This is a genomic window from Secundilactobacillus pentosiphilus, from assembly GCF_002217985.1.
GTDB lineage: Bacteria > Bacillota > Bacilli > Lactobacillales > Lactobacillaceae > Secundilactobacillus > Secundilactobacillus pentosiphilus.
Window position 1 is genome coordinate 1 of sequence record NZ_BCMI01000057.1, and the last position, 1,339, is coordinate 1,339.

At 43.7% G+C, this 1,339-nt stretch carries 1 protein-coding gene; it reads right to left on the reverse strand.

Going from position 1 to position 1,339, the window contains the following annotated elements; all coding sequences use genetic code 11:
* Positions 1-1,339 (reverse strand): lectin-like domain-containing protein (locus CES81_RS13020; RefSeq protein WP_180949821.1); only part of this gene is annotated, 1,339 nt, incomplete at both ends.

Consider the following 1,339-nt stretch of genomic DNA (forward strand, 5'->3'; position numbering starts at 1 on the left):
AAGCTCCCCGTTGGGTTGCCTTGGACTTCCTTAAAGGTGTAGCCTGGTACATCCTTTTGGGTGGTTGAATATGGATCACCAACATTACCCGAGGAAACGACGTTGTCGGCAATTGGATTGCCGTTTTCATCGACATACTTCGCCGTGACATTACCACCAGCTACTGGATCTTTGGTGTAAACGTAGGTAACCGTTCCGTTATCTCCTGCTTGCGTTAACGTTCCCGAGGCTGATAAACTACCATCTCCCATTTTAATAAATGTGTAACCAGGAATGTCTAATTGCGTAGTACTGTAAGTACCATTAACCGCTGCCCCATTGGGATATGAAACTTCGCTTTGCCCTATCTGATTGCCATCGGTATCAACATACTTAACGTTAACCGTTGCTGCTTGGGTGAATTCAAAACTGGTAAGCTTAAATTGTTGTAAGTTTTTAGCACCGCCAGTCGAGGCACTCACAATGAAGGCTATCGCTTGATATGAATCAGCAACTTGTTGAGACCACGTCAAAACGGTTCCGTCGGTTTGCGTATAGGACACCGTGATAGTTCTAGTAGTCCCATCGTAGTGGACAATGAAATCATGGAACTGACCATCTATATCAGATTCACTTAAAGATTGTGCTGACCCAGCAACATCTTTCGCCCACCATCTCTGAACAGAAGTTCCATCTTGTGATTTAATTTGTTCATCACTAGTTGTAACAAATGTTCCATATGGTGCACTCATTGAATCGCCGTTCCAGCCAAAGTCATTAGAATTAGTGGGATCAATTTGGCTTCCATCTTTATCGGAACTTGGAGCCCTATAACCATTACCCCAAGTATCTAGCTTAAAGCCTAAGGCATCTAAAAGTCCCCCAATACCCAAGTTCCCACCAGAGTTCCCTAGGTCAGTGGTATTCCCGTTATGGAAAGCAAAACTAATTCCGTCGGCACCATTTGGGTCGGAACCTAAATTAACCTGACCAGTTAAAGTAAAACTACTGTTAGTGTCAATTTTAGATTTTAGTGCAAAGTTACCAACTTGATTGTTATCATCTGGTGTGAGAGTTACTATTCCTGTACTTTGATCATACGTTGCTGAACCATTCAAATCAAAATACTGTAAGAAGTTATCCTTAGTGACCTCAGTACTTGCAGTCCCCGTAGCTGCATCTAGCTTATTAATGATATCCTTATACGAAACCTGCACTGCTTGCCGCGTAGTATTGGTTGAAGAAGCCGGGTTCTTCGTGTCACTAGTGCTGCTTACTGCTGTAGTAGCTGTTGATGGGACCACACTCTTCGTGTCACTGGAGCTACTTGCTGCTGTTGCAGCAGTTGATGTAGCTGCGC